Below are 22,115 nucleotides of genomic sequence, written 5' to 3'. Positions count from 1 at the left end.
GAAGATCTCATCCTTTATATTCATTCTGAAAAAAAACAAGAGACGACACATTCCCTGTTAATCAGGGGATGATCGTCTCTTGTTTTTTTAATCCGAACTTGTTTACTTCACCCAGGCCAGAGCCAGACCATCATAATCCGGCAGCATGGTCGTTACAAGGCGCGGATCACTTGCCATCTGCTCATTGAAGCGACGAACGGCAAGCACAGCCGGGCCTTGCTTATCCGGATTCAGCGTACGACCGCGCAGGAAACAGTTATCTCCCACAATGACCGCCCCTGGCCGCGCGAGTTTAATGGCATAATCCAGATAAACCGGATAATTCTCCTTGTCCGCATCAATGAAGAAGAAATCGAAGGTACGTCCTTCCTGCGCCAGTTGCTCCAGACTGTCGGCTGCGGGGCCAATTCGGTATTCGACCTTATCCCCAAAGCCACCTTCCTCCAGATGACCCCGAGCCATCGCTGCGTATTCCTCTTTCAGTTCCAGCGAAGTCAGGGTTCCTCCATCACTTAAACCGCGAGCGAGACAGATACCGCTGTATCCGCCCAGCACACCGATTTCGAGTACAGCTTCCGCTTTCGAAGTTTTCGCGAGAAAAGTGAGCAAACGGCCATAAGCTGCAGCAACCGAAACTTCCGGCATGCCGTTCGATCGGATGGCTTCTTTTACCTTTAACAAGAGATCATCCTCTTGAAATAATTGATTTACATATTCATCAGGGGTCAGATTCACCGCTATAATCCTCCTTGGACACTTGGACTGCTTTTCATATGGATGCCAATGTTCTATAATAAATGTTTGTTGTCAAACACAGGCGGTTGACTGCCGCATCACCTCTAAGAGATGAATGCATAAGCTCACCGCATTTCTCATTGTAAGTTTTTTCACGGAAAGCGGCAAGGCCGCACCGTTACTATACAGCGGAGAGAAGGAGTTTCCTTCTCCGGCTTGAAATGGAGTTGAAATGAATCACATGGCTCAATTGCAATTGATTGCGACCTCGGCGATGGGACTCGAGGCTGTTGTCGCCCGGGAACTGAAACAACTGGGGTATGAGGATGCTACGATCGACAATGGACGGGTTTACTTCACTGGAGATTATATTGATATTTGCCGGTGTAATCTGTGGTTGAGAAGTTCGGATCGCGTTTTGGTCAAAATGGGTGAATTCCCTGCTACAACATTCGATGAATTGTTTGAAGGTACCAAAGCACTGCCTTGGGAAGAGTGGATTCCAGCCGACGGCGAATTCCCTGTAGAGGGTCGCTCCCACAAATCCCAGCTAAGCAGTGTGCCTGCATCACAAGGGATCGTGAAGAAAGCAATCGTGGAGAAACTGAAGTTGACCTATGATACCGAGTGGTTCCCCGAAGATGGGTCTCGTTATGTGATTGAAGTCATTTTGCTGAACGATCGCGCCCTGCTTACTTTGGATACGACCGGACCAGGTCTTCACAAACGGGGTTACCGTAAACTCGTCACCGAAGCGCCACTCAAAGAAACACTTGCAGCGGCTCTTATTCAGCTCAGTCGCTGGAATGTATCCCGCCCCTTCTATGATCCATGTTGCGGATCAGGCACAATGCTGATCGAAGCCGCCATGATCGGCTGGAACATTGCACCAGGACTTCGTCGGACCTTCAACTCAGAGGACTGGGCTGTCATTCCAGAAGAATTATGGGAACAAGCGCGTGAAGAAGCATTTGATGCTGTGCGCGATGATATCCCGTTACAGATTTCAGGCAGCGACATTGATCCGGAAGCGATTGAAGTAGCTCAGGCTGCAATCAAGAGTGCAGGCTTCGCCAAAGACATTGAAGTCAGCGTTCTGCCCGCTCATCGTGCAAGACCACAAGGCGAATATGGTGTTATCATTACTAACCCCCCATATGGTGAACGGTTAAGTGAAGAAAAAGAAGTTCAAAAGTTGCTCCGCTCATTAGGGCGCAGTTACCTCGACATGCCGACATGGTCCTTTTTTGCAATCACGTCAACCAAAGCCTTTGAAGAATATTTCGGTCACAAGGCTGACAAGCGTCGGAAATTGTTCAATGGACGTATTGAAACCCAGTACTATCAATATCTGGGCCCACTGCCTCCACGAAATAAAACACCTCAACAATAATAAAATGGTAATGATAGAGCGCCCCCGCCCTCCATGGCTGGGGCGCTTTTTTTGTATGTATTTCGGAAGAGCTATGATTGATCTTGGTCACGCTGCTTCCACATGAAGTATTTCTCCCCTGGGCATAGTTGAAAAGCCATGACACCACGCTATAATGGATGGAGCCCTATTTTACATTCCGTTAACAAAACCATTCACCTGGGAGGAGACATATATGTTTGTCACTAAGCCAACACGCAGCCTTACGCCGCGCGGGCTTCTGAATCATCCACTTACGTTATACCTTATTTTCCTTGTACTCATGCTACTCAAATTAATGTGGCTCCATCACAATCTGCATGCCTACAACATTACGATGGGGCTTCTGGACAAAGTAATTGCCATCGGTTCGCTGCTGCTTCTGTCCTTCTGGACCTGGTGGCTGCCTCGCCGGAGCATGATCCTATCGCTCGTTGTAATCCATCTGCTGCTTACTGCACTGATCTATGCCGATATGGTTTATTATCGCTACTTCCAGGATTTTCTGACGATTCCTGTATTGATGCAAGCCAGACAGGTCGATGCTCTGGGTGACAGTATTGCCACGCTCATCCACGCCAGTGATCTGTGGTTCTTTGTTGATTGGCTTGTGATCATCCCATACGCAGCGATCCTGCTATTCAGTAAACGTCACCGCCGTGGTGGACGTTCCAGCGCATATTCGAACGGGTTGAACTCTTACTCGTCAAGCTCTGGCAAACCAAGCTGGCGTCGTCGACTCACTGCGGGCAGCATCGCTCTAATATTGGGTCTTGGGCTCGCGGTAGGTCCGATTTATTATTATAGTAAAACCTGGGCGAAAGGCTTGTTTGATAACAACTGGTGGAACGTGTCCATGTATAATGTTACTGGACTTCTTGCTTTTCATGGCTATGATCTATACAACTACGCCAAAGACCATCTGGGCTCTGGTCCAAAGGTCGATCCTACAGATCTGGAGCAGGCGAAAGCTTTTTTTGCCAACAGACAACAGGCTGAGCCTCTGAAGGATGCGATGTTCGGCAAGTACAAAGACAGCAATGTCATCATTGTTCAAGGCGAAGCCTTTATGAATTTCATGATTGGTCAGAGCATTGGCGGTCAGGAAATCACGCCTCATTTTAACGAGCTGATGAAAGAAAGCCAGTACTATAGTCATTTTTATCACCAGACAGGTCAGGGCCGCACGTCAGATGCTGACTTTGGAGCGAATATTTCGCTGCATCCACTGTCGGTTGGGTCCGCTTTTGTCCGTTACGCAGACCACAGCTATGATTCCCTGCCTTCGATCTTGAAGGATCAGGGTTACAGTACGAATGTATTTCATGCCTATGAGAGCGGATTTTGGAATCGCTATACGATGTATCAGAATATGAAGTATGACAAGTTTTACAGTAAAAATGATTATGAACAGGATGACCCGCTTGGCTGGTCCCTGTCGGATGAGTCCTTTTTCCGCCAATCGGTTGAGAAAATGAGCAATGAGGTTACTGAGCCGTTCTATTCATTCCTGATTACACTGACCAGTCATCATCCATACGCGTTACCCCAAGATAAACAACAGCTGGATGTCGGGGAATTCCAAGGAACGATGTTTGGAGACTATCTGCAATCCGTACATTACGTCGATTCTGCGCTCGGCAGCATGGTGGAAGACCTGAAAAACCGGGGTTTGTGGGACAAAACGATCTTCATGTTCTATGGGGATCACGATAATTCCATTAAGGAACAACCACAATATGAGAAATTTCTTGGACGCTCGCTGAATGATCTGGATATGGAGCAAATTATGAACGAAGTGCCTTTGCTGGTGCATCTGCCCGACGGAGCCAAAGCCGGAACGATTGACGAGCCAGCAGGACAGCTGGATATTACACCTTCCGTTCTGCATCTGCTCGGTATATCAGATCAATCCTACTACCATATGGGCAACGATGTGTACGACGGTTCCTCCCGCATGGTGGTATTGCGCACTGGTGCGTTCACGGATAGCTCCTTGTTCTATATCCCTTCAGATGATTACCTGTATGACAGTGGCTCCTGTTACGATCTGTCTACGGGCGCCAAAACGGATATTAATGCTTGCCGATCTGGTTACGATGAAGCGACAATGCGACTGCATGTGTCAGATACAGTCAACACGTTTGACCTGATCTCGCGTTTTCGCAAGGAGCAAACGTCTGATTCCGCAACCTAACAGATACGGAGCGGCACGCTGACGTAATTTAACCCGACACTACAATGAAATGGAGCTAATGCATGACCATGACAGCACAACCAGTCCCATTCAATATTGAACAAAAGCTGTTCGAAGAAGCTGCTAACTTTGTCAAACTTCGCTACCCTCAAGGGTGGGGCGGCGCTGCTGCTGTATATACCGAAGCAGGTTCGCTCTTAATCAGCGTAGCTCCAGAAGTAATTAATGACGCCACGCACCTGTGTATGGAAACAGGAGCCTATCTGGAAGCCCACAAATTAAACGAGCGGGTCACCCACTCAATCTGTGTGGCACGCGACGATGAGCACTCGGAATTCAAGGTTCTCACCCCCTGCGGTGTGTGCCAGGAACGATTGTTTTTCTGGGGAGAAGATGTAAAGGCTGCCGTGTACGATCCGGATGGAGCTATAATATACAAGAGATTGGACGAAATCCAGCCTTATCATTGGACCAAGGCATACCGGGATAAGTAGGAAGTTAAACGATAAGTGTTGAGGCTGCAATCCGTTGCACGCTTCAGCACTTTCTTTTTTTGGGTAGCTGGCTGTACCACAACCTTGCGAATGTTAGAAAGTCGCTATATAATTGTAACTGTATTGGTTTCATTTAAAAATGATGGAGGTTTTAATGAATGAATATTGAAATATGGTCCGACTTTATGTGTCCTTTCTGTTATATTGGCAAACGTCGCCTGGAGAATGTACTGGCACAATTCCCACACCGTGATGAAGTGAAATTACAGTTCAAAAGTTTTGAACTCGATCCAAATGCTGAATTGAACAGCGGCAAAACCAACGCAGAATATCTGGCTGCCAAATACAATATGAGTGTGGAGCAGGCACGTGGCATGAATGCCCAGATGAATGCCAATGCTCGCACGGCTGGACTGGAATACAACATTGATGAGATGATCCCTACCAACTCCTTCTCTGCTCACCGCCTGACCCATTGGGCAGAAACACAAGGGAAAATGCTTGAGCTGAGCGAACGACTGTTTCAAGCAATCTTCATCGAAGGTAAACATGTCGGCAATACCGATGTCCTTATCGAGTTGGCTGAAGAAGTGGGTCTGGATCGCAATGCAGCAGCAGAAGTGTTGTCCAGTAATCAATTCGCAGAGCAGGTTCGTGCCGACCAGGCCGAAGGTGAGCAGTTAGGCATTCGGGGTGTACCGTTCTTCGTATTTGACCGCAAGTTCGCTGTATCTGGCGCTCAACCGGATGAGGTGTTCCTTGACGCTATCCAGAAAGCATGGGACGAACGCTCCCCTTTCACCATGGTGGAGTCCAGCACCACTGACGCAGATGGCAGCGGAGTATGCACAGAAGACGGCTGCGAGGTTCCGCAACCTGACTCATCCAAATAACACAAAAGCAGCAGGATCAAGGGTTATCCCTGATCCTGCTGCTTTTTTCTTTCTTTTACCCACTTATTTCGAAATTGAGCTGCATGCTCAATCCCAAAATAGCTGATCCGGGTGCGGTCCCGTACGTTTATCCGAATCCAGCGCATCAATCAGTTTCAATTCATCCGGGGTCAACTCAAAATCAAAGATGTCCGCATTCTCACGAATCCGCTCAGGCGTAACCGACTTCGGAATCGTCACAATCTGGTTCTGAATATCCCAGCGCAGAATAACCTGTGCCGGTGTTTTTCCATATTTCTGGGCCAGACTTTTCAAAGCCGATTCCTTGTTCAGCTTGCCTCTCATAATCGGGCTCCATGCCTCCAGTTGAATGCCCTGTTCCCCACAGAAATCCTGCAGCTCCTGTTGAATCAGACCGGGATGCAGCTCCACCTGATTCACCGCAGGCACGGTTCCACCTTCTTCTATGATATCGCGCAGATGGTGCACTTCGAAATTACTCACACCAATCGCTCGTACGCTTCCTTCGCTATATAGACGTTCGAATGCTCTCCACGTCTCTTTATACTGGTCTCTGCCAGGCCAGTGAATTAAGTATAGATCAATGACATTCAATCCAAGCGCCTTCTGACTGGCCTCAAATGCCCTCAAGGTCGAGTCAAACCCCTGATCCTCATTCCATAGCTTGGTTGTCACGAACAGCTCATTCCGGGCAATGCCACTGCCCGCAATAGCTTGTCCAACTTCCTCTTCATTTCCATAAACGGACGCCGTATCAATGCTGCGATATCCGACTTCCAATGCAGTCTCCACTGCTTGCTGTACTTCTTTGCCCTTCGCTCGATAAGTCCCAAATCCCAGCCATGGCATCGTCACGCCGTTGTTCAGAATCGTACAATCTGTAATATGTTTTGTCATTCTGTACCTCCTGTGTGAAATTTGCCTGCTCTTGGTCTATTAACCTTCTTATAAAATTTTAAGCGGCATGTTACATACAGTTTGGCTGAGATCCTTTCTCTGGACCATTCAAAAAAGACATAAATAACCCGCAAAGCACTACTGCTCTGCGGGTTCTGGTGTGACAGGAACGCCTATAGATCCCCTTGCCCATTCTGACTCTGGATCGAGTTTAATCTTCTCTTCTCCTCAATGAACATCTCTTCTGCCAGCTCAACGCCCTGACCTCCAAGCGAAAGTTCGGCTTGACGCATGGCCTGCTCGGTATGCGCCAAACGGCGTTCTGCCTGTTCAATGGTCTGTTCAGTTGGATGTGACATTGCCTGGGAAACGGCAAAATGAAGTTTGTTCACTGCATTCTGCGCCTGGGATACGGTTGTATCGGCTTGCAAACTGGAATCATAACGCTTCGGCATGAGTATTCCTCCTTGGGATCATGTTCCTGTTACCCCTTTAGGATGGTTGACATCGGCCTTCCTTATTCTTGTTTTGCTGAAACAATGACGGATTGCTTCGCTTTTCCCCAAATTAAATATGAATATCAATTATGTATAACCTTTTCCGGGTTTGCTGCGTTTATTTGATAAGTACCTTTTTTACAAGGAGGTTTGGTTTTGAAATACTCTTGGTTTCTTTTCATTCTGGTACCTTTATTGCTACTGATCAGTGGCTGTACAACAGCTTCGACGTATGAAATTACGGGATATACAGGCTCCTCCATTAATAACGAAATTCCGGTTCCCGTGAATGCAAAGCAGCTCAGCCTAACGGCATATTCAGACAATCCAAACTATAAAGAAGGCATTAAATATGAATTGAAACATATCGGAGGAGAACAGGGGTTATATGTACCATCCGATTATTTTGAGAAGTTATCCGAAGCGGGATGGGTTGAGTTGGAGGAAGAGCGCCTGGGTCATGTTCATTTTTTGAAAAAAAGCGATACGATCATCGCCATTGTATTTCAAGAGGATACCTTCGAGATTGTTGAAATGATGCCGGGCTTCACCTTTTAATCCCGGGCCTTTTCCCATCACAAACTAAAAAAAGAGAGGCCACAGCCTCTCTTTACCTTCGTAGACAAGTTTGCTCTGCCCACTGCATTTCCATACAATTACTTCACGAATTTCGCTACTTTCGCAAGCACTTCTTCTTCTGACGGAGCACTGATATACCGACCGTTGATGAAGACAAAAGCACGCTTCGCGCAAGGACCGCAATACGATTTGCAACCAATCTTGATCTCCGTATCCGGAGCCATTTTCTCCAACTTGGCTACAATCGATTTTAGTCTGATATGATTACATTTTTCGCATACGCGGATATCGTTAGCCATGAGTTCCCCTTCTTCGCTCCCTTAGTGGTCGCCGTGGTTGCCCTTGGATGGGTTCGTAATAACGAATCCTTCTTCAGGGAAGTAGAGGTAATCAATTTTAACGCCATCCAGCAAAGGTTGGTCATTCTCAAGAATGACGTCAATCTCTTTATCCGTTGATACTACCGTATCATTTTCTTTTGGCGTATCAATATCAAGTCCGTAGTGGGCATGATCTCCATGCGCATGTGTGATTACAACGCGCAGCATTTTACCTTCGTTCTCAGGCTTGTCCAGTTCAAGTTTCAATACTTTTGCGGCATTACGTGTAATTTTGCAATTCATTCCATTCATCTCCTATATCGTAATTGCTGGTTTCAACAATTTCAGCATTTCTAAACTCCAGCATCTATTGTAAAGAAAGTTACTGCGTTCCGCAATAACATTGATGCAAAATCGATGTGAATACCACCCATTTCGTCTCTAGTTAAGACGACGTATCCGCTGTAAGCACCGGATATTTGCGCTCCGCACGACTTACAAACCAGTTCATCAGCAGCAGCGTGACACCAATATCATCTATAGGCATAAACGGCATCACGTCTGGAAGAACCCAGTAGAGCAGCGCCGGGATGATAAACAGCAGCTTCTCTCCCAAAGGGATTTGCGGAGCCCGCAACAGACGCGGCAGCCGTTTGAATACTTGTGTCCATCGTTTGAACGACAGCAGTCTTCTCCACTTCATATGAACCCCTCCGTATGATTATTACACCAAAAAATAAAACGAATACACGTAATCGTCACACCCATTATTACCCGCTCAGAACGATTCGGAACGAATGATGCAACTTACAGATAAAAAAACGAACGCCGGTAGCAGCGCCCGTTCCTGTTATACGAGTGGACAACCCGTAAGTTTCATGTCTTCCCATCCAAATTATGTGAAGTCAGGTTATATAGATTCTCGCTCTTTCCCGTTAGTGCTCTCGATCTGATAATAATTCAGCCAACAGCATACCAACCTCCACGCAGATATCATCAAATTGATCCATGGGGAGCGGGTTTACCCCCAGACCCACTTCTACCGTGAAACCAGGCTTCCGAAACCTCTGAATGAACCAGTCTTTGTATCCTGCATCGCTCCCACCCAGTTTGACTGCCTTGTATCCTGAAGCCCTAGCCAGTCTTCGTGAAAGTGGAGCACTCTCCTTCGGCTCCAAATCTCGGTAGTTCCAATAAATTTCCTGCCCCTGACTGTGCAGTGAAACGACAGCATCGAATGGATGCTGCTCGGTCCACTGTGCAAGTGCCAACGCCTCCGGTTCCGATAAGGGAGCGACTCCCGCATAATCTCTTGGCCCTGGGGACGTTATCCCTCTTCTAGCTGCCTCTTCCTCCCAATAAGCCGGGAATTGATCGTTAAGGTCAACCCCCCTGATATTGGACTTCCAATGCGTAAAATGGGAGCGACCGGCATTCCATTCCAGCAATTCTTCTGCATGAGGATGGTCATTAACTACGCCCTCTTGTACCAATTCAACTCCATCCGGATTGACCATGGGTACAGCCCACAGCGTGGTTTCCTGCATCCATCGCTCCGTCTGAAATTGATGCCATGGCGTATTCGTGCTGTAGGCTTTCGCATATTCTTCAATGAACCGCATCAGAACCGCCGTTGTCAGCCACTCATTCGCATGAACAGAGGCGTTGACATGAATATGTCTGGGTCCTTGACCCAAACGCAGATAAGGCAAAGCCTTGCCCATGACACTGCTGCCAATCGAGCCACTTTTGATAAATGGATACTTCTTTTCCAACAAACCGATATCACGGTTCATTTCACGGTAACCATACTCTCCCTGCAACTTTACGATAGTTTTTCCATTTGAATCGGGAATATGAATACATCGTCCGCACCAGTCCGGAATGTTCGCTATTTCTGGATTGGCCTTTCGCAATTCTTCTTCATTCAGTCCAAAACGTAATGCAATCACGCCTACCTTCTCCCCCGGCTGCACTGCATATCTGCGTCCTGTTCCCGGCGTAATGCGCAGCATCTGTCCTGTCAGCAAATAGGGCTGGGAAGCTGCTTCCGGGTTAAGAGAGGCCAGCAGCTCCTTGGTCATATGATTTGCTGCCGCAATACGCGATAAGGTATCTCCCTGATGAACAATGATCCATTGCAGCTCCATGTTGATCTCCTTTCCCTTAGGAAACGTTGTAATCTCCTGTTCTTTTCTCGTCTGTTCCATACTGTATGTAATATGTATGCGGAGCTGGTTGTCCGTCATGTGACATGAATCGCGCAAATCCCGCCAACATAAGAAAAACGTGCTGATCTTCCGAAGCTCTTCTACTTTTCTATCCGAACATAAAAATCCCGGAACGCTTAGGTTCCGGGATTCTTAAAAGCCATAGAAATCAAAAAAAATCGCTATGATAATTGCGTAACCTGCCACACAACTGGTGTTTTGGAGATTTGCTCTCCCAACCATTGGCGGGTAATATTCTGGAACATACGTGGGTCCCCTGTGCAAAAAAACTGATGTACCGGCGTCTCATCCCCACTGGCCAGCTTTCGTTTATCATACAAAATCGTACTGATTTCCCTCGCCGTTTCATCTGCCGAACTGATCAGCTTCACTTCCTGTCCCATAACCTCCTGAATGGTTTCCATGAGAAAAGGATAGTGCGTACAACCCAGAATAAGACAATCAATAGGCTGTTGTTTGATCTGGCCCAAAGATTGCTCCACCGTACTTGTCGTTTGCTCGGAACGGAATTCGCCTTGCTCCACCAGTGGCACAAGTGCCGGACATGCCTGACTGACCACATCAATGTATGGAGACAATTGTTTAAGTGCAGAGGTATATGCACCACTTCCAATCGTTCCTACAGTGCCAATGACACCGATGCGTCCTGTGCGTGTGGCTGTGATGGCTGCTCGTGCTCCTGGATGAATGACACCGATAACAGGCACATTCACCTTGGCTCGAATATATTCGAGCGCTGCTGCCGTAGCCGTATTGCAGGCGATAACGATAACCTTCGGATCGAACTGGATCAAGAAATCAACGATTTGTTCCGTGAATTGTTTAACTTGTTCGGACGAACGGGGTCCGTACGGTGTTCGGGCGGTATCTCCAAAATATATGATCTTTTCCCGTGGGAGCTGACGCATCACTTCCTTGGCGACAGTCAATCCCCCTACACCGGAGTCTAATATAGCGATTGCTTGCTGCACGAACACACCGCTTCCTTCTTCATTGAATTGGTTCTGTTAACAAATTGGTTCCCAGAGCTTTCTTCCTACCGTATGAATTTTCAGGCAAAAAGGTACCTACATCTTACCCGATTTCATCGCAGGGTTCAAACAAAATGCCGTATTGTACAGGTTCTGCACGACCACGCACAACAAAACAGGCTCCCCTCCAGATGGAGGAAAGCCTGCTCACGTTCAAGCTTAGCTTTAGATGTTGTCTTTGGAATCATCAGCAGGAAGCTTCGCGATGACTTCAATACCCGACTCATTCACTGCATTGTCCGCAGCTGAATCAATGGAAGAATCGGAATCCGTAATAACTGCGGATACGCGCACTTCTTTACCTTCAGCGCAATTGCGCCAGGATTGAATATCCTGGATTACGACATCCGCCGTCTCTTTTACTTTGGATACGATCTGTGCGCTTTGTTCGCCTACCTTGCTAGCCAATTCCTGACCCTTCTCACTCACCTGACGTGCACCTTCCGAAATATCTTGACGCAGTTCGCGTCCTGATTTTGGCGCCAGCAGCAGAGCTGTCACCGAACCTACAACCGAGCCGATTAATGCTCCCCACAACAAACTTTTGTTAGAATCCTTCACGTCGCATCTCTCCCTTTACCTTAAATGAAGTACCGAATAACCAAGCAACGGACTGTTGCTCGTCAATCCGGGCGAATGCCTACTCTGTTGATGCAGTATAAGCAGCAAGGGCTTGACCTGACACTCGGATACCAAAAAAATTTTGGATACCGTCCCCGCACCTGCTGACGTTATAGTAATACGCCTCAGGTCTGCCGGGCCGGCTCAAGCGGAGCAGCCGCATGTTCATCCCCCGGGTCCAGATCAATTACATATCGTCCCGGTGCAATCATCGCCGCCTGATGCTCACAACGCCAGCGTCGTCCGCCGGAAGATCCCAGCGTCTGTCCATCTTGCAGAACATCTCCCTGATCAAATATGTAATAGGCGGCACCCAGTAATGTCTGGGCTACCGTATCTGGATCTAGTCCAATGAAATGACACTGTACATCAGGCACACCAAGTGCCGACAATCCTACCGTGTCCATTACCAGCTGACGCTGTTCCTCCGTACCTCCAGCCTGATACATGCGCACATTCATCGCAGCGTATAGATGTTCCTCACGCTCCTGTGACAGCATATAAGCTTCCGGTTCAACCAATTTGTCACTGCCGTACCAGTACAATGCGTCGCAAGGCAACACTTCCATGACTGCCTGAATCGTCTTTTGGAACAATTCAAGTCGCTGTTTGCGCGGCATGGCAGCAGTGAACATATCGTGAAGACGGATGGAATATTGGATCGTTTCCATAGCTTGTCCTGCTTCTGGCCAGTGCCAGGCTTGCTGTAAAGCCCCTCCAAAGCGGGCACGATCTACAATTTCAGTAACAGGGAGCACACAAGTCTGTGCCGGAATGTTACCTTCCTGAAAAGAAACCTTATGGTCCAGATGGTAGAAAACCAGCATCTCGGGATTATGTTCTGCATTGCCCTGCTTCACGTCAAGCCGGACTTGTCCGGTATGACGGCTCATGGCATCCTGCAAACGCCCCTGATCGATAACAGGACGTTCCTGAAATAACAGCTCAATCATATATACCGGATGAAATCCGGATGGTATATCATTCGTTTCATGATTTCCTTCTTGATCATCTTTCCATTCGTTCGTCATGCTGCTTCCCCTCATTCCTTGCTCTGTCCCTCGGCCTGTACAGTCTGGAAAGGTCCAAGTTCTTTTTCCACATAGGTATGGACCTGATGGGAAAAATGTTCAAGCACGCCCGGCAAGTCACTGCTCAGCGGATGCAGTTCAGACCGCTCCCAGCTGTAATAGTCCTGAACGAGCGGCTTGCGCAACGATACGAGGCGACTAAGCACCTCATAGGTTGCATGATCAAAAACCTTCTCTTCGTGGTTAATCTGAATAATGTCGTCATAGCTGCTCGCATCACGCATGATGAAGCCGTCAATGAGGTAACTCCCCACATCCGTAACGATCTCAATGGCCAGATGAAGACAACGTTCCTGTACCAAACCCAGCATTAGACTGCCATCCCAAGCCTGTGATGCGCGGCGGAGACCTTCAGCCACCTCCGGTACGGCAGCAAGCCTGCGCGCAATCTGTTCCCTGTTGACATAATACAATATGTTCACTTCCCGTTCAGTGAATTATCGGTTCCTTTTTCCTCTTCGCTTCAGCCAAAATAACATCACAGGACAAGCGATCAGAAACACGACAAAAATATATAAAAATTCCATAACGTCTCTTAAATCGCTCATGCAGAGTCCCCTTTATCCAAAGTAGAATGAATTACAGATTAGATTTCGTAGTCTACTGCAATCGACTGCTCTCTGACCTCGTTCATATACTTGATGACTTCCTGATGCAATGGATGCACCTGATATGCCTGAAGATCTTCCAGTGATGCAAACTCTGCTGTAAGTGAGATGTCAAAAGATCTGTCCGAACGAAGCACGTCAACACCTACTTCAAGCGAAACCAGAACATCAATTTTCCCTTGCAGATTGCGGAGAACAGTAGCAGCCGCTTCAATACTTTCAGGAGAACGATCCTTCATTTTAAACAGAACAATATGTTTAATCATCAGACAAGCACCTCATTTGAGTATAATAATTGGTATGAATGAATTTTCTTGTATCCAAAATATATCATAACGTCCTCTATTACGAAAGGATACTTGGAAACGTTCTCTTCAAAGACAATCTAATCGGGGCTGCTTTCATTCGCCTTTGATTTCTCCTGAGGTGTATTATCTGTCTGTTCACTCGGGTTTGTCTGTTTGTCGGGGACAACTTCCGTCGCTTGATCTTTTGTCTCCTGATCCTCCAAGTTCGGCTGCGGTAGGGGCCATTCCCGGTCAGACAAACTCTCCTGCTTTTTGAGCACTGCTATAGCTTGTCTGAGTTTGTCAGGCAGCGGAAGCCCGATGCGGGCATAATTTTCGGTAATGGATATCAGCTCATTCACGAGATAAAAGTAGATGGCTCCCCCTTTTATAATGTCAGTTCCCATGAGCATGTCAATTCGGTGGGCCAGCAGAATAACCGTCAACATAAGGCCTTTGCGCGCGAGCCCCCAAAATCCAACATTACTATTCAATCCTTTACCCGTTCTGACTGCCGCAGCGAGACCCGTAATATAATCCACAGCCATTGCAACCGCCAGCAAGCTAAGCAGCTGATCCCATCCACCAAAAGCAAACGTCATGAACGCCCCTGAAATGGCAGCAAAGGTACTTACGGATGGATTCACGTTTCTCACCTCTCCCTCTCATTTGATCTCTATACAAGATATGTAAGAGTAAGAGATTTTGACAGGCCACACGCCTGGCTGAACAAGCGGATTTCTAATTTCAGATTTGTGCACATTGGAAATGGGTTCCTTTAACGGAAATCGAATATTTATGGGTAAATCAGGGAAATAAACCGCATCATATCAACAAAAAATAGATAAAAGTACTATAGTCACACTAATAGGTAATTAGACTCATTTTATTTTTATTGATTATCTATTTGAGCCCTTAAATTTAGTGAAACATTGTAATCTAGGAATATACTAGGATGTGAATTACGTCTGTTCTAGTTCATAATTCCTCCTTTGGAGCGGATTCACGCATCCGCTCATTTGAAACAGGTGCACCCGGCACTTGAAAGTACCCCCATACTTATTGTAGTATTTGGTTAAAAAAATCGGAGGAAATATGCCTAATCAACCAGAACAACATTCCATCCAGGCGTGGTCTCTGATCAACCGTAAATATTTGGGAAAAGGCGTCCGTGTTAAACGATTCCGAAAACCGACACGCTGTCAAATCCGCAACCGTGTTCTTCTTGCCGTGCTGATGGCCAATGATATCAAGTTGTCCCAGCTCGCCGAAGATCTATCCATCTCTTCACGCAGCGTCAGCGCGTGGGTGTATGAAGGACGGATACCCGGCAGTACCAATTTGGACAAGGCATGTCAATTGCTCGGCTACCCGCGTCACATTCTTTTTAATGAAGAAGTGGTACGCAAAAGCCCTGTCATTTGTCAGCCCGAGCCTTCCCGTTTCATGAAGCGTACGGTGACCCGTTCTCCGGTTAGCAACCGTATTCTGACAGGCTTGTGTATGGTCCATGATTTGTCGGTGACAGATGTCAGCCACTGGATCGGGGTTCACCCCGGCACTTTCCGCAAATGGCTGCATCAGGGAACGCTGCCTTCTGCTGCGTTTCAGGAACAAGCGGAACAGTTTTTCCGCATCCCGAAAACTATTTTGTTCGCAGATGTCATCTTGAAAGATCGCCACAATAACTAAATTAGCGAACAACCAAAAGGCTCTGTCCTCCCTCATGGGAAAGACAGAGCCTTTTTAAGGTATAAGTTTCATCGTACATGTGATATTAGATCACCATTTCTCTAGTCATGTGCACTCAGCATCATCTCTCCAGGTCGATAAGTGGCCCTCCTGCCCTTTAACCACCTTTGGTTGCATCATCCTCCGCCCCCTCGTCACTCCCTTCCCTGCGCCCATACAGCTCGCTCTCTGAACGAGGCAAAACTCTATCTCTTCAAGAACGGCTACATCTCCCTATGTATACTTTAGAGGCACTTACAAACCACTCCATTAAAACATGGCGTATTTAAAAGAATAGAACTTCATGGCCGGCTTTACATTCACGTTATATTTGTACGAACACATTAATTTTAGCGTTGTTATAAAAAGTAAAAAAAGCCTGTTCCCCAAAGGAGATAGGCTATAATTCATACATGAATCCGGCTTGTATAACGTTTGTTCCACCTCCTTAATCCCTTGACTGACCAAGCTTTCTCAGTAACTCATTAGGATATGTTGCTTTCGAATCAAACATAATTACCTTTATTATAAACATCAACACTATTTTGTCTCATACATTACATTTTTTATTCTATATTTGTACGTACAACTAATAACGCAAAACAACACTGGTTATATCTCTCCAACCTTATTTCGTACCCACGTTAAGAATCTCGTTGATATATTTCAGGCCTGTATAACGATCCCGAAGCAAATGAGCTGTGGTGAACGCATGTTCCACCATCTCCATGGATATCCCCAGTTGTTCAGTTGTTGTAGGGCCGCCCACCTGCTCTAGCCAAGCAGTAAGCTGGGATGAATCAGGCAGATTATTGTATACACGGAAAACCGGCTCGTCGGATTGTTGTGCAAGATCTTTGTATTTTACCGCAAGCAGGGCACAGGCGACACCCACCTTGGCACCATGCAAAACAGGCCTGTGCCCTGCATCCATCAGATCCATCTCCCACCGATGGGACACGTGATGTTCACCACCAGATGCAGGACGGGAATGATCAATGATCAGCATGGAAATGCCGGAAGCAATCAGCGCATCCATTAATACAGTCACACCATCGGCCCGCCCTTCGGCGATACCTTGTACATGCTCCACACAGGTCATTAGTGCCTCTTCTGTCATGCGATAAGCTACTGGACAGAATGGCTCCCCACCCAGATCCCTGGAAACCACCCAGTCCGCCAGTGATGTATACTTTCCAAGCATATCCCCGAATCCGGCGGCATTCATCTCTTGCGGAGCCTGCTCCAAAATATCGATGTCCGCGAATATAGCTTCAGGCGGCACGGTCTGGAAAGTCTGTTTGACGCCGCTTACAATAAGAGGTGCACCTGCCGAGGTAAATCCGTCAACCGAAGCTGCTGTCGGTACGGACAGAAAGGGCTTGTTCATTTTGGAACAAACAAATCGTACCAGATCATGAATGGTCCCTGAACCAACAGCAATGATCGCCTGACTTCCCTTTTTCACACCCAGCAATACCTGCACAATTCCCGCCTCGTCGGCGATCACGTCCCCTGATCTGTTCTCTGGCATGCATATCTCATCCACATGAACGCCCGCTTCTTGAATGTTCTTTAGCACTTGGTATCCTGCTGCCGGTCCCGTATATCGATCATAAACAACGGTCACATGTCTGTACCCTTGCTCGGATAAATAGCCAGGTAATTGCCGGATCGCTCCATGCTCCAAATAAACCTGCATTTGCACCAGGCGGTGATAATGCCCACAAGTACAATTCTGCGCTTCTTCGTTCCATGCTGCAATTCGCTCGTTCATATTCATTCGCTCTTACCTCCCTTAAGAAATATCATGCATAATCACACGGATAAAACCACAAAATGAAAAAAGGAAATAAAATGTGAGTATTTTCCTGATCACACTTTACTTCCTGTTTTAAAAATTTGCAAATCCTAAACTCACATTCCCAAGCAGGTGAACCTATGAAATTAACCAAAGAAATAGGGATTTCTCTCGGATTTCTCGCCGGAACGACATTTGGCAGCGGCATCGCTTTTCTGTTTCGCTTTCAAGCGTATGAAGTCATGGCCAGTGTTGCGCTCTTCGGTATTGCTGGAGCGATCGCAGGACTATATGTGCAACAATTGAAATTCAATAAATAAAAAAACTCGCGAATTGCCTAGAGCAATTTCGCGAGTTTTTTCTTTGATGCGGTCGAGAGGACTCGAACCTCCACGGGGGTTAGCCCACACGGACCTGAACCGTGCGCGTCTGCCAATTCCGCCACGACCGCATAATATGTATCTTCTCATCATGGATGAAAAGCATTCCGGTCAAGCAATAGCTTGTTTTACCGTAATTAAGAGTATACATACTTTAAAATAAGTTTGCAACATCTTTTTTCCAAGCTTCAACAAATAGGACATATGTCCTTTTTTAACATATGCAAACTCCCTATCGTAGATATTAGCAGATCAGGTGTCCCGCAGGGCACGCTATACCTTGCTCAGAAAAGGGGAGTTGGCACGAATCTCAAGAACACAACGCATCGAAGTATTGAAGAAGGACAACGCAGCATTCACTGGACCAAAATGCTTATGCCCCTGCTCGGCGAATTAAAATGGCAGTTTGCCAAAGATCAGCCTTTCGCCATATCTTGTACAGCAACGCCAACATCTCATCCTCGGAACACAGCCGGTTCCTCACAGCGTTAACCATACCATCGCCGGTCAGATGCTGAAGCATTTAAACTACAAGATCTAATCATGGTGAATGGTGATATGAATTTAAAGGAGAGATCCCATATGAAAAAAGCAAAGCTTTGTTTTATCGGTGCAGGTTTTCATGCATCCACAAATATATATCCTTCTGCTGTTGAAGCAGGAGCAGAGATTCAGGCCATTGCTACGCGCAGTATTGAACGTTCCAAGGCAGCACTCCTTCGTTTTGGGAGCAACGGGAAAGCTTATGACAATACTCAGCTGATGTTGCAGAATGAAGACTGTGATGGCGTTGTAGTTGTGGCGCAACCAGAGGATCAGACAGCTCTTGCCCTTGAATGCATCCGGGCTGGCAAAAATGTATATGTGGATAAGCCTCTCGGATGGAACGCTGCGGAGGCCGCTGCTGTGGCTGAGGCAGCCCAAAAGGCAGGTGTGGTTGTCATGGTTGGATTTATGAAACGTTATGCTCCGGTCTACATAAAACTTAAGGAACTGATTGATGGCGGATCATTGGGCAGAGCACGTTCTTTCCATATGAAGTTCGCTGTAGACAGCACACCATTCTGCAAGGATGAGGAACAATTTATGAAACTCGCTGCCATTCATATGGTTGATCTGATGCGTTTTCTGTTCGGGGAAGCCGTTCAGGTTACAGGCACGACGGTTAAGGACGGAGAACATATTAACCAGAGCATTTCCCTTAAATTTGATCAGGGTGTGGTGGGCAGTGTCTACTTTGCAGGCATGAGTGCATGGTCACGCGAGAGCGAAAGTGTACTCGTCACCTTTGACGACGGATTTGCGTTAGCAGATGAAATTAACACACTCACGGTTCATCCATCCCGTACAGGAAAAAACCTTCCCTGGAAATCCCTTGAGGAGCAGGATACTGTTTTCACCCCTTCCGGCTCACCCATGTCAGGGGCTTATCGCGACCTCTACTTACGAGGATTTGTAGGTGAGATGGCTCATTTCATGGAATGCTGTCAGAACAAGTCTGTTCCACATTCCAGTGGCAAGGATAATATTGAAACCATGGCGTTATGTGATACCATTCTGGCGTCACTTATCTGACGTTTATACGATACAAGACGAATCCGTTTTATATGACCAGAGAAGAGGAAAAAGTACATGTTAGACACCGGATTACTTATTATTCGACTTGTTATTGGTTTCATTATGATGGGTCATGCATGCAAGAAACTGTTTGGTTGGTTTGGTGGAGAGGGCATATCAGGAACTGCCGAATTTTTCGGAGCGATGGGTCTGAAGCCTGCGAGAGTTATGGCGGTCTTTGGAGGACTCATTGAATTAATCGGGGGATTTCTGTTTGGAGCAGGTCTCTGGACTGGTGTTGCTGCCATTTTGCTCATGATTCCTATGGTTGTTGCCATAGCGAAAGTTCATGCAGGTAAGGGACTTTGGAATCTGAACGGAGGATTCGAATACAATCTGGTTATACTCGGATCGTTGATCGGTGTTGCACTTGCGGGTGCAGGGGCATACTCCCTGGACCATTTGATATAATCAGCCTTTCATCCCCTAACCCTGGTTTCGCTAGCACGAAGCCAGGGTTCTTTGTTGTCTGGACATCATGCTGAGCCATGGGGTTTATAATCCAAGAGAGAAGTGATATGCTCATAGATGAATGATACGTACATTTATGTGATGTAGTACTCCAATAGATACCATAAATAACCACCACGATGGAGGTGCAATTATAATGAAAAAGAAAACCATTGATGAGTGTCCCACTCCTTATGGCTGTGCCGTCGAAGTCACGCTTAGTGTCATCGGAGGCAAATGGAAAGGTGCGATTCTATATCACCTATTCTCTGGTTCGTTAAGATTCAACGAGATCCGAAAATTATTTCCAGATATCACCCAAAGGATGCTAACTCTCCAGTTAAGAGAGTTGGAAAGCAGCGGAATTGTTCACAGGGAAATCTATCCTCAAGTTCCGCCCAAAGTGGAATATTCGCTTACACCGTTTGGAGAAACGCTCCAGCCGATTATTTACAGCATGCGAGACTGGGGAGAACAGTATACGAATGAAGTCCTGGCCAGATCTCAAGAAGTCTAAACAAAAGACAAAAGAAGCTATCCCTTTCTCAGATGGGATTAGCTTCTTTTATTTTGATATGAGGAACCGTAACCTTATTTGATGACCGTTTGGATTGTAATGGTACGATTACGCCCCTCTTCTTTGGCTTGATATAACGCATTGTCCGCCAAATGGAACAACTCTGTGGCTGTTGTAGAATGCAACGGATATTCGGCAATACCTGCCGAAATCGTTACAGAACGATCAATAGGCAGTACGATCTGTTCCACGGATACTCGAATATTCTCGGCAATCTGATACGCTGTTTTGGATTCGGTATGTCGTAATAACACAACAAACTCCTCGCCGCCAAACCGGGAACATACATCCTGCGTCCGAACAGACAATTTAATGATATTCGCAATATGCTTCAGAACCTGATCCCCCGCATGATGCCCATACGTATCGTTTATGGATTTGAAGCGGTCAATATCCAGGACCACAATGGAGAAAGGAACTTCTTCATCAATCCAGTGCTGAATAACTTCTTCAAATGTTCTGCGATTGGTCATTCCAGTTAATACATCCGTTCTGGCATCATACGTAAGCTGATCCTTCTGCTTTCGAAAATTCGCCAATGTACTCAGCACGGTGCGCGTTAACAGATCAGCTTCCCTGTTCCAATGCGGCTTCATTACAGGCAAATCTACTTTGCCCTGATCCACTTGGTTAACCAGATCGGCAAGGTATACAAATGGACTGGCCAGCTTGCGTGCTACACGAATAACGATAAGCGTCAGAATGATGAATGGCACTGAGGTGTACAAGAGCAGCATGCGAATATGTTGATTCAGCTGATCGTATACCATCTGGGTTGGAGATACAACAACAACTCCCCAATCGGTTGTCGGCACCTTATAATAACCTGCGAGTGAATCCACACCAGCCAGATTCTTGTATTGTTCTTTACCATTCTGTCCGTTTAGCAATTTCTGCACAACTTGATTTTCGCTTAGATTTTCACCGATTCTTTCCGTATCGGGGTGAAATAGCAATGTTCCTTTGGCATCAACAATAAAAAAATAAGAACCATTACTAGTCTTGAGCTGGCTGCCAAATGACAGGTTCAAGATATTGTTTTCCTGCAGATAGATGCTCCCGCTAATCAAACCTTTAAATTCACCTGATGGACTGAAGATCGGTTCACTCACAAAAACGGTTCTTCGTTCCGAATAAGGCGCGCGGTACGCTTCAGAGATATAGGAAGCTCTGGATTTGAACGCTTTTTTGGCTGCATCCGAAGTAATAGGCTGTCCGAGGCTTTTTTCCAAATAGGGAGATGAACCCCGAATGATTCCCGATTCATCTACCAGAGAAACCGAATTGAAATAATTACTGCTGTTTCGAATCAAATCCAGTGTGGAATCCAGTCTATTGGCGTCTGCATAATCCATTTCCGGAAAATAATTGGCTGAATACTTCAAACTGCCCTGCATGGATTGAAACAACGAGTCCAGTGTTTGGCTCATTTGCACGGCACTTGAATAATTCAGTGAGAGTGTATTATTAATCAGCGACTGCTTCTGGGATGTATAAGATGAAATAAACATAATGGTCAATGTCATCAAAACGGCAATGGTGACCAACCCACTCAACAGAGCGGTAAGGCTTATTTTTTTGAACTCCCTTACTCTTCTTCTTAATCTGGGTGTTTTATTCTCTGCGATCATTATTGCTTCCCCCGG

At 46.6% G+C, this 22,115-nt stretch carries 24 protein-coding genes, 1 tRNA gene and 1 pseudogene; 10 read left to right on the top strand and 16 right to left on the bottom strand.

What is annotated here, in order from left to right:
- Positions 1-102: 102 nt before the first annotated feature.
- Complete coding sequence (locus P5G61_RS06600; RefSeq protein ID WP_099853576.1) at positions 103-735, bottom strand: O-methyltransferase; 633 nt, start codon at positions 733-735, stop codon at positions 103-105.
- Between the two features lie 241 nt (positions 736-976).
- Here P5G61_RS06600 and P5G61_RS06595 point away from each other — a divergent pair, with 241 nt between their 5' ends.
- The 4 genes from P5G61_RS06595 to P5G61_RS06580 all read left to right on the top strand — a co-directional run bounded on the left by P5G61_RS06595 (position 977) and on the right by P5G61_RS06580 (position 5,730).
- Positions 977-2,128, top strand: coding sequence for a THUMP domain-containing class I SAM-dependent RNA methyltransferase (locus tag P5G61_RS06595; protein ID WP_301245994.1), 1,152 nt, complete (start codon positions 977-979; stop codon positions 2,126-2,128).
- A gap of 214 nt (positions 2,129-2,342) precedes the next feature.
- Positions 2,343-4,343: an LTA synthase family protein gene (locus P5G61_RS06590; protein ID WP_301245629.1), complete on the top strand. Its 2,001-nt coding sequence runs from the start codon at positions 2,343-2,345 to the stop codon at positions 4,341-4,343.
- Positions 4,344-4,411: 68 nt separating this feature from the next.
- Entirely contained in the window at positions 4,412-4,837 is a 426-nt protein-coding gene (locus P5G61_RS06585; protein WP_301245627.1) for a cytidine deaminase, read from the top strand.
- 158 nt (positions 4,838-4,995) lie between these two features.
- On the top strand, positions 4,996-5,730 hold the full coding sequence (locus tag P5G61_RS06580; protein WP_301245625.1) for a DsbA family oxidoreductase: 735 nt from the start codon (positions 4,996-4,998) through the stop codon (positions 5,728-5,730).
- A gap of 87 nt (positions 5,731-5,817) precedes the next feature.
- Here the strand turns inward: P5G61_RS06580 and P5G61_RS06575 are convergent, their stop codons facing one another.
- Complete coding sequence (locus tag P5G61_RS06575) at positions 5,818-6,648, bottom strand: aldo/keto reductase (RefSeq protein ID WP_301245623.1); 831 nt, start codon at positions 6,646-6,648, stop codon at positions 5,818-5,820.
- 173 nt (positions 6,649-6,821) lie between these two features.
- Positions 6,822-7,103: a hypothetical protein gene (locus P5G61_RS06570; protein ID WP_024629200.1), complete on the bottom strand. Its 282-nt coding sequence runs from the start codon at positions 7,101-7,103 to the stop codon at positions 6,822-6,824.
- 198 nt (positions 7,104-7,301) lie between these two features.
- Here P5G61_RS06570 and P5G61_RS06565 point away from each other — a divergent pair, with 198 nt between their 5' ends.
- Positions 7,302-7,703 carry a hypothetical protein gene (locus P5G61_RS06565; protein ID WP_301245621.1) on the top strand — a complete coding sequence of 134 codons (402 nt, stop codon included), beginning with the start codon at positions 7,302-7,304 and terminating at the stop codon, positions 7,701-7,703.
- 98 nt (positions 7,704-7,801) lie between these two features.
- Here the strand turns inward: P5G61_RS06565 and P5G61_RS06560 are convergent, their stop codons facing one another.
- The 10 genes and pseudogenes from P5G61_RS06560 to P5G61_RS06515 form a co-directional block, all read right to left on the bottom strand.
- Positions 7,802-8,023, bottom strand: a complete 222-nt coding sequence (locus tag P5G61_RS06560) for a YuzB family protein (RefSeq protein WP_024629198.1) — start codon at positions 8,021-8,023, stop codon at positions 7,802-7,804.
- 21 nt (positions 8,024-8,044) lie between these two features.
- Positions 8,045-8,347: an iron-sulfur cluster assembly accessory protein gene (locus P5G61_RS06555; protein WP_301245619.1), complete on the bottom strand. Its 303-nt coding sequence runs from the start codon at positions 8,345-8,347 to the stop codon at positions 8,045-8,047.
- A 142-nt stretch (positions 8,348-8,489) separates the two neighbouring features.
- Complete coding sequence (locus tag P5G61_RS06550) at positions 8,490-8,747, bottom strand: hypothetical protein (RefSeq protein ID WP_285074524.1); 258 nt, start codon at positions 8,745-8,747, stop codon at positions 8,490-8,492.
- A gap of 232 nt (positions 8,748-8,979) precedes the next feature.
- Positions 8,980-10,194: a M14 family metallopeptidase gene (locus P5G61_RS06545; protein ID WP_435874080.1), complete on the bottom strand. Its 1,215-nt coding sequence runs from the start codon at positions 10,192-10,194 to the stop codon at positions 8,980-8,982.
- A gap of 242 nt (positions 10,195-10,436) precedes the next feature.
- Positions 10,437-11,246, bottom strand: coding sequence for a glutamate racemase (gene racE, locus P5G61_RS06540; protein WP_301245616.1), 810 nt, complete (start codon positions 11,244-11,246; stop codon positions 10,437-10,439).
- A 225-nt stretch (positions 11,247-11,471) separates the two neighbouring features.
- Positions 11,472-11,867, bottom strand: coding sequence for a YtxH domain-containing protein (locus P5G61_RS06535; protein ID WP_301245614.1), 396 nt, complete (start codon positions 11,865-11,867; stop codon positions 11,472-11,474).
- Positions 11,868-12,052: 185 nt separating this feature from the next.
- Positions 12,053-12,958: a DUF4261 domain-containing protein gene (locus P5G61_RS06530; RefSeq protein ID WP_301245612.1), complete on the bottom strand. Its 906-nt coding sequence runs from the start codon at positions 12,956-12,958 to the stop codon at positions 12,053-12,055.
- Positions 12,959-12,969: 11 nt separating this feature from the next.
- Positions 12,970-13,431: a DUF86 domain-containing protein gene (locus tag P5G61_RS06525; protein WP_285075183.1), complete on the bottom strand. Its 462-nt coding sequence runs from the start codon at positions 13,429-13,431 to the stop codon at positions 12,970-12,972.
- Positions 13,432-13,604: 173 nt separating this feature from the next.
- Positions 13,605-13,892 (bottom strand): Dabb family protein, encoded by a 288-nt coding sequence (locus tag P5G61_RS06520; RefSeq protein WP_024629190.1) that lies wholly within the window; start codon positions 13,890-13,892, stop codon positions 13,605-13,607.
- A 281-nt stretch (positions 13,893-14,173) separates the two neighbouring features.
- A pseudogene (locus P5G61_RS06515) lies at positions 14,174-14,515 on the bottom strand (phage holin family protein); the annotation flags it as partial.
- Positions 14,516-15,008: 493 nt separating this feature from the next.
- On the opposite strand from P5G61_RS06515, the gene P5G61_RS06510 reads away from it, so the two are divergent.
- The gene (locus P5G61_RS06510) at positions 15,009-15,605 is read left to right on the top strand and encodes a helix-turn-helix domain-containing protein (protein ID WP_024629188.1); all 597 of its coding nucleotides are present in this window, start codon (positions 15,009-15,011) and stop codon (positions 15,603-15,605) included.
- Positions 15,606-16,272: 667 nt separating this feature from the next.
- Here P5G61_RS06510 and P5G61_RS06505 read toward each other — a convergent pair.
- A complete protein-coding gene (locus tag P5G61_RS06505) occupies positions 16,273-17,427 on the bottom strand; it encodes a sn-glycerol-1-phosphate dehydrogenase (RefSeq protein ID WP_301245606.1) in 1,155 nt (384 codons plus the stop codon).
- Between the two features lie 158 nt (positions 17,428-17,585).
- Between P5G61_RS06505 and P5G61_RS06500 the strand changes: the two genes are divergently transcribed.
- Complete coding sequence (locus P5G61_RS06500; protein ID WP_079345684.1) at positions 17,586-17,765, top strand: hypothetical protein; 180 nt, start codon at positions 17,586-17,588, stop codon at positions 17,763-17,765.
- Between the two features lie 47 nt (positions 17,766-17,812).
- Here P5G61_RS06500 and P5G61_RS06495 read toward each other — a convergent pair.
- A tRNA-Leu gene (locus P5G61_RS06495) sits at positions 17,813-17,896 on the bottom strand.
- A 511-nt stretch (positions 17,897-18,407) separates the two neighbouring features.
- Between P5G61_RS06495 and P5G61_RS06490 the strand changes: the two genes are divergently transcribed.
- The 3 genes from P5G61_RS06490 (at position 18,408) to P5G61_RS06480 (ending at position 20,409) form a co-directional block, all read left to right on the top strand.
- Positions 18,408-19,400, top strand: coding sequence for a Gfo/Idh/MocA family protein (locus P5G61_RS06490; RefSeq protein ID WP_301245603.1), 993 nt, complete (start codon positions 18,408-18,410; stop codon positions 19,398-19,400).
- 57 nt (positions 19,401-19,457) lie between these two features.
- A complete protein-coding gene (locus P5G61_RS06485; protein WP_301245601.1) occupies positions 19,458-19,853 on the top strand; it encodes a DoxX family protein in 396 nt (131 codons plus the stop codon).
- Positions 19,854-20,049: 196 nt separating this feature from the next.
- Complete coding sequence (locus P5G61_RS06480) at positions 20,050-20,409, top strand: winged helix-turn-helix transcriptional regulator (protein ID WP_301245599.1); 360 nt, start codon at positions 20,050-20,052, stop codon at positions 20,407-20,409.
- Between the two features lie 74 nt (positions 20,410-20,483).
- On the opposite strand, the gene P5G61_RS06475 is transcribed toward P5G61_RS06480, so the two are convergent.
- The gene (locus tag P5G61_RS06475; RefSeq protein ID WP_301245597.1) at positions 20,484-22,100 is read right to left on the bottom strand and encodes a sensor domain-containing diguanylate cyclase; all 1,617 of its coding nucleotides are present in this window, start codon (positions 22,098-22,100) and stop codon (positions 20,484-20,486) included.
- Positions 22,101-22,115: the final 15 nt, after the last annotated feature.

Origin of the sequence: Paenibacillus vandeheii (assembly GCF_030433635.1) — a bacterium.
Taxonomy (GTDB): Bacteria; Bacillota; Bacilli; order Paenibacillales; family Paenibacillaceae; genus Paenibacillus; species Paenibacillus vandeheii.
This window is presented reverse-complemented; position numbering and strand designations above follow the sequence as displayed.